The following is a 5,537-nucleotide window of genomic DNA, read 5'->3' as shown; positions in this document are numbered from 1 at the left end:
AACAAATAAATCATCCTTGCTTTGATGCGATCGCACCTAACAAGGCTCTTTTAGCCCGCGCAGGCACCGCTTTGTCCGTGTAGCCCCACCCTTCAGGGTGCGGGTTTTTTGAAGGTTTTATTTTTTGGAGTTCCCTTAGGAATGAAAATTTAATAACACAACCAAGGTATAATAAACAAATGAGTGAATATAACGATTCGGTGGACTCATTATCGGTATTCTCTAAAAGCCGATGGCGGCCCCCGTTGGGAGAGGGGCTTGGGGTGAGGGCTGTGCCGTATATTCATGAGAACCGCTATATCAATGTACTTGATATTTCATTTTTAGGGTCAAAACTTATCCTTATTTGATGTCAACCTTGTTTCTTGTGCTGATAATTGGTGAATTGGTCTCAGTCATTTTCTTCAGGTAAATTTATGTGTTACTCTTCTGAAGTTACTGCTCCGATGCGGAAATTTTATCAATCTTTGTCCGAAAAAGAGCGGCAAAGATATGCAGCAATAGAAGCCCCCAAACTAGGGAATGGTGGAATTAGTTACATATCCCAAATTTTGACAGCAGACAGAAATACAATAGCATAAGGCATTAAGGAATTAAAAAGTGAATCAGACAATACTTTTAATCAACACATAATTCGTCGAAAAGGAGGAGGAAGAAAAACTAGCGAGTCTCTCATATCTGGGTTGGATGAAACTTTTTTAGAAGTCTTAAAAATTCATACAGCAGGCAGCCCAATGGATGAAAAAATTAAATGGACTAATCTCACGCAACAAGAAATAGTTGAAGGGCTGAAAGTTCATGGCATAACAGTCAGCGTAACCGTTGTTGAAAAACTATTTAAAAAGCACGGATATGTAAAACGTCAAGCTCAAAAAAACCAGACAACAGGAATAACAAAGAATCGTAACGAACAATTTAAAAATCTTGCCAAAATCACTGAAGAGTATGAGTTGCAGGGAAATATTATCATTAGTATGGATACCAAAAAAAAGGAATTTATTGGAAATTTATATCCATCAGGAACTCTTTATGCCACCGAAACCGTTACCACGTTTGACCATGACTTCTTCAGTTTGGCTGATGGCAAAATAGTGCCTTATGGAATTTATGATGTGCAAAATAACCGAGGATATCTAACTCTAGGCACAAGTAAAAATACGAGTGAATTTGCTTGTGAAGCAATTAAACTATGGTGGATAAATTACGGAATGTCTCTCTACCCTCAAGCCCATTCGATTTTGATTAAATGTGATGATGAAGGTGGTAGTAATAATTCCAATTATTATATCTTCAAATCAGACCTGCAAAAATTAGTTAATGAGCTAAACATGGAAATTAACATAGCACATTATCCTCCTTACACATCCAAGTACAATCCAATTGAGCATCGCTTATTTTTTCAGGTAGCGAGAGCTTGTCAAGGAGTGATTTTTCCCAGCATTGAGTTAGTCAAAGAACTCATGGAAAAACCCCACACAAAAACTGGACTTTCTGTGGTAGTAAATGTACTCGATAAAGTTTATAAAACTGGTCGAAAAGTAGTTGAAGGATTTAAGGAGACCCTGAAAATTATTTTTGATGAATATTTGCCAAAATGGAATTACCGTGGTGTTCCGAAAATTGAGTAGATAGTGAAGTTATTAAATTTTCATTCCTTAGTTTTTTTGAATTTAAAACTCAATTAATATGCCCCAATTTTTTGGAAAACTACCGACGACAGAACAGCCTTGGACCAGCCTCCAGTCTGTGCAAGCGGTCAAGGAACTTGAAAACCACATTTACTTCAATTGTGGGAGTCAAACCCTGGTCATCAACGCAGTCGCACCGAATCTCATCCGGGTGCGAATGTCCCCAACGGGAGTCGTTTCGCCCCCGCGATCGTGGGCCGTAACACAGGAGGAGAATTGGCCTGATGTGGCGTTAACAGTCCAGCAACATCCCGACTCTACAGAAATCATCACGGACCGGATGCGGGTGGCAGTCGCTCACAATCCCTGTCGCCTCACTTGTTTTAACCCTCACGACCAACCCTTTGCCCAAGATATCGAATCGGGAATAAGCTGGCGACAAGGGGCAGTTGCCAACTGGAAAAAAATCGAAGTGGGGGAACATTTCTATGGGTTCGGAGAACGCACGGGACTGTTAGATCAGCGATCGCAAGTCCGAACCAACTGGACCACCGATGCCCTAGATTATGATATCCTCACCGATGAAATGTATCAGGCCATTCCCTTCTTCATGGCCCTGCGTCCCGGCCTCGGCTATGGCATCTTTTTCAACACCACCTTTTGGAGTCAATTTGATTTAGGTGCATCCCAACCCGGGGTTTGGAGTATGGAAACCCGAGGCGGTGAGCTGGACTATTATATCATCTATGGTCCTGAACCCGCAGAAATTCTGGCAACTTATACTCAGCTTACCGGGCGGATGCCGATGCCGCCCAAATGGGCGCTGGGTTATCACCAATGCCGCTGGAGTTACGACTCAGAAACCGAAGTGCGAGAGTTGGCCCAAACCTTTCGCGATCGCCGAATTCCCTGCGATGTCATCCACTTAGATATCGACTATATGCGCGGATATCGCGTCTTTACCTGGAGTCCGAAACGCTTCCGGGATCCGGCTCAACTGATTGCCGAGTTGCGTGAGAATGGGTTCCAAACCGTCACCATTATCGATCCGGGGGTGAAATATGAACCGGAGGGAGATTACCCCGTATTCGATGAAGGCAAAGACGGCGACTATTTCGTTCGCAACCCCGATGGATCAATCTTTCACGGGTATGTGTGGCCGGATAAAGCAGTGTTCCCGGATTTTTTAAACCCTGATGTTCAACAGTGGTGGGGAGACTGGCACAAAACCCTCACAGATATCGGCGTGGCGGGAATTTGGAATGACATGAACGAACCGGCGATCGAAAACCGTCCCTTTGGAGATGACGGCCATAAAATTTGGTTTCCCTTAGATGCATTACAAGGACCGCCAGAAGACCGCGCCACCCATTTAGAAGTGCATAATCTCTATGGTCAGATGATGGCGAAATCCTGCTATCAAGGGTTGCGACAACATCGACCGAATCAGCGATCGTTTGTGCTAACGCGATCGGGATTTGCCGGAATCCAACGCTGGTCCTCCGTCTGGATGGGGGATAATCAATCCCTCTGGGAACATTTAGAAATGTCCCTGCCGATGTTATGTAATATGGGCTTATCCGGCGTCGCCTTTGTCGGCTGTGATATCGGCGGATTTGCTGGCAATGCCACCGCTGAACTGTTTGCCCGATGGATGCAAGTGGGAATGCTTTATCCCTTGATGCGGGCGCATTCAGCGTTAAATACAGCCCGTCATGAACCTTGGGTATTTGGCGATCGCGTGGAACGGATCTGCCGCGACTACATCGAACTACGCTATCAATTGCTTCCCTACTTATATAGCTTATTCTGGGAATCCGCCACCACCGGAGCACCAATTTTACGGCCTTTACTGTATCATTTTCCCAATGAACCCCAAACCTATCAAATTCACGACCAAGTGATGCTCGGTCCCTCCCTAATGGCCGCCCCAGTGTATCGTCCCGGCGTCCAATGTCGGGCAGTTTATTTGCCTTCCGGGGTTTGGTATAATTGGTGGACTGGAGAGCAACACCAAGGACCGGGATATATTTTAGCCGATGCACCCTTGGAACGAATGCCGATGTTTGTTCCTGCCGGGGCGATTATACCAATGGGTCCAGTGATGCAATATACCGACGAACGTCCTCTGGATTCTCTCACAGTGCGAGTCTGGCCAGTAACAGGTTTGGAAACCTTGCACAAAACCTTTGTCCTCTATGAAGATGATGGTCAGAGTTTAGACTATGAAACCGGCAGTCAGGGGATGACCACCTATACATTACAGCAATCTGCACGAGAACTGGTCTTCAATATCTCCGCCCGCACAGGAAATTGGACCCCACCCCCCCGAGAGGTAGTGATTGAGGTTCTCGGATTTGGGGAACAGCGCTTTATGGATGACGGAGGCGATCGGCAGTTACGATTCCTACTCTAACAGCACCTCCGGTCCCCTCCCCTTAGCAAGGGGAAGACTAAAGTGAGCTTCTTCCCTCCGGTCCCCTCCCCTTGGCAAGCTATGCTTTACTCGCATCTTTCTTAACAATTGATGAACGTTCGCTCAACCCTTATGCCCCTCTAGTTACCTCTTGTCACCCTTCAGGTGGCTGGCGTATAAACACTATATGAGTTGATTGGGGTGAAGCCAATGGCAAAAACCCTTGACTGGTATGGCTATAATCCGGTTAAGAACTAGGTTTTTCACCCCCTGATTCTTTTAAGGGGGGTATCGAGCCCGAGTGCAGTATGAGCCAAGTTTGTGCAATATCATCCAGTCGCCTAAAACCTCGCCAAATTGTTTTGACACCAGGTTCTCCATCCCCTTTACGTCCTAAAAATCCGCCCAGTTTAGCAATCCATCTAAGGCATTGATTAACCGTGGGCATCTGTAAAGGGGGTTCGGTTACAACATGGATATAGCAGTAAAGTGCCTGCCACTGATATGGTTCAAGAACCAGCTCAACCGGCTCCTCCGGCTGAATCCGATTCACGTAAGTGAGCCATAACAAGCGCCAAGCCACAATGTTGTAGGTAGCCAGAGCCTTAGAGAGCCTGTCTGCTGTTTTTAACTGCAATTTTTCCAGAGCACACCCACTTTTAAGAATGTAATGATACCGCTCAATTAACCATCTATAACTGTACCAAAATAGGATTTGTAAGGCATCATTCAACCCAGTGATTGGCAAAGTAGTCAGCAATAACCAACTGATGGGTTCAACATCAGGAGGAGGATTTTCTTCTTCAGCCAAGAGCAGTTGCATTTTAATGGGCTTTAAGTTTTTATCCTTCTTCCCACGTTTTTTGGGGGGTGTGAGTAAGACAGAAGTCGCCCGGATAGTCAAAATAGCTTCGCGGGCTGCTCGCTTTGGAGTAGCCTGGAGTTCCAGGACTTTCTGGCCGAGGGGGTCGGTTCTACGGATGGTATCTTGCAGCAGGATTTCTTCTTCATTTTCGCCATGCTCACCAGCTACTACTCGATTATGGCGAGCCCGAATTAAGAGTTCGGAGTTAGGGGGTCTTGGGGTATTGAATAGGTCGTAAATGTCCGCCTCTTGATCCGCCACGGTCACAATAGTAGTGGCGGGGTCAAACTCAGCATAAGTGTTAGTAGATGTCAAGGCGGTTATCCACTTCTGACTTTCTTTATCTAAGGTCAGTTTTTTGTGACGCAAATGTTTTTTCCCTAAATATTTTAGGTCTGTTGAACCACACTGATTTAGTTAAAATACCCAAGGGTATTCCTGCGTTACTTACACATAATGTCGTATGAACTTTGAGACCTCGACTTGACGGACAATCTAAATAACCCAGTTCTTGAGTCGAGGGGTGATGAGTCAAATTCAATTCAGTTGTATCCTGAATTGCTAAAATAAGTGACTCTTTTTTGATTCTTTCTATTGTACTCAAGGCATGAGCGTCTCTAATATCTGA

The 5,537-nt window shown here is 45.3% G+C and carries 3 protein-coding genes and 1 pseudogene; 2 read left to right on the top strand and 2 right to left on the bottom strand.

Annotated elements, in window-relative coordinates:
* Positions 1-584: 584 nt before the first annotated feature.
* Positions 585-1,628: an ISAzo13 family transposase gene (locus NG833_RS21710; RefSeq protein WP_309143875.1), complete on the top strand. Its 1,044-nt coding sequence runs from the start codon at positions 585-587 to the stop codon at positions 1,626-1,628.
* A 58-nt stretch (positions 1,629-1,686) separates the two neighbouring features.
* Positions 1,687-4,044, top strand: a complete 2,358-nt coding sequence (locus tag NG833_RS21705; protein WP_254567361.1) for a glycoside hydrolase family 31 protein — start codon at positions 1,687-1,689, stop codon at positions 4,042-4,044.
* A 247-nt stretch (positions 4,045-4,291) separates the two neighbouring features.
* Here the strand turns inward: NG833_RS21705 and NG833_RS21700 are convergent, their stop codons facing one another.
* A complete protein-coding gene (locus tag NG833_RS21700; protein WP_254567360.1) occupies positions 4,292-5,278 on the bottom strand; it encodes an IS4 family transposase in 987 nt (328 codons plus the stop codon).
* Positions 5,250-5,537: pseudogene (locus NG833_RS21695) on the bottom strand (hypothetical protein); the annotation flags it as partial. The pseudogene NG833_RS21695 and the gene NG833_RS21700, both read right to left, overlap by 29 nt.

Origin of the sequence: Oscillatoria sp. HE19RPO (assembly GCF_024220515.1) — a bacterium.
In the GTDB taxonomy this organism is placed as follows: Bacteria; Cyanobacteriota; Cyanobacteriia; order Cyanobacteriales; family Laspinemataceae; genus Laspinema.
This window is presented reverse-complemented; position numbering and strand designations above follow the sequence as displayed.

What these genes read in the sequence shown, in the direction of transcription:
- NG833_RS21705 (WP_254567361.1), top strand. Translation starts at nt 1,687, where the DNA reads ATGCCCCAATTTTTTGGAAAACTACCGACGACAGAACAGCCTTGGACC.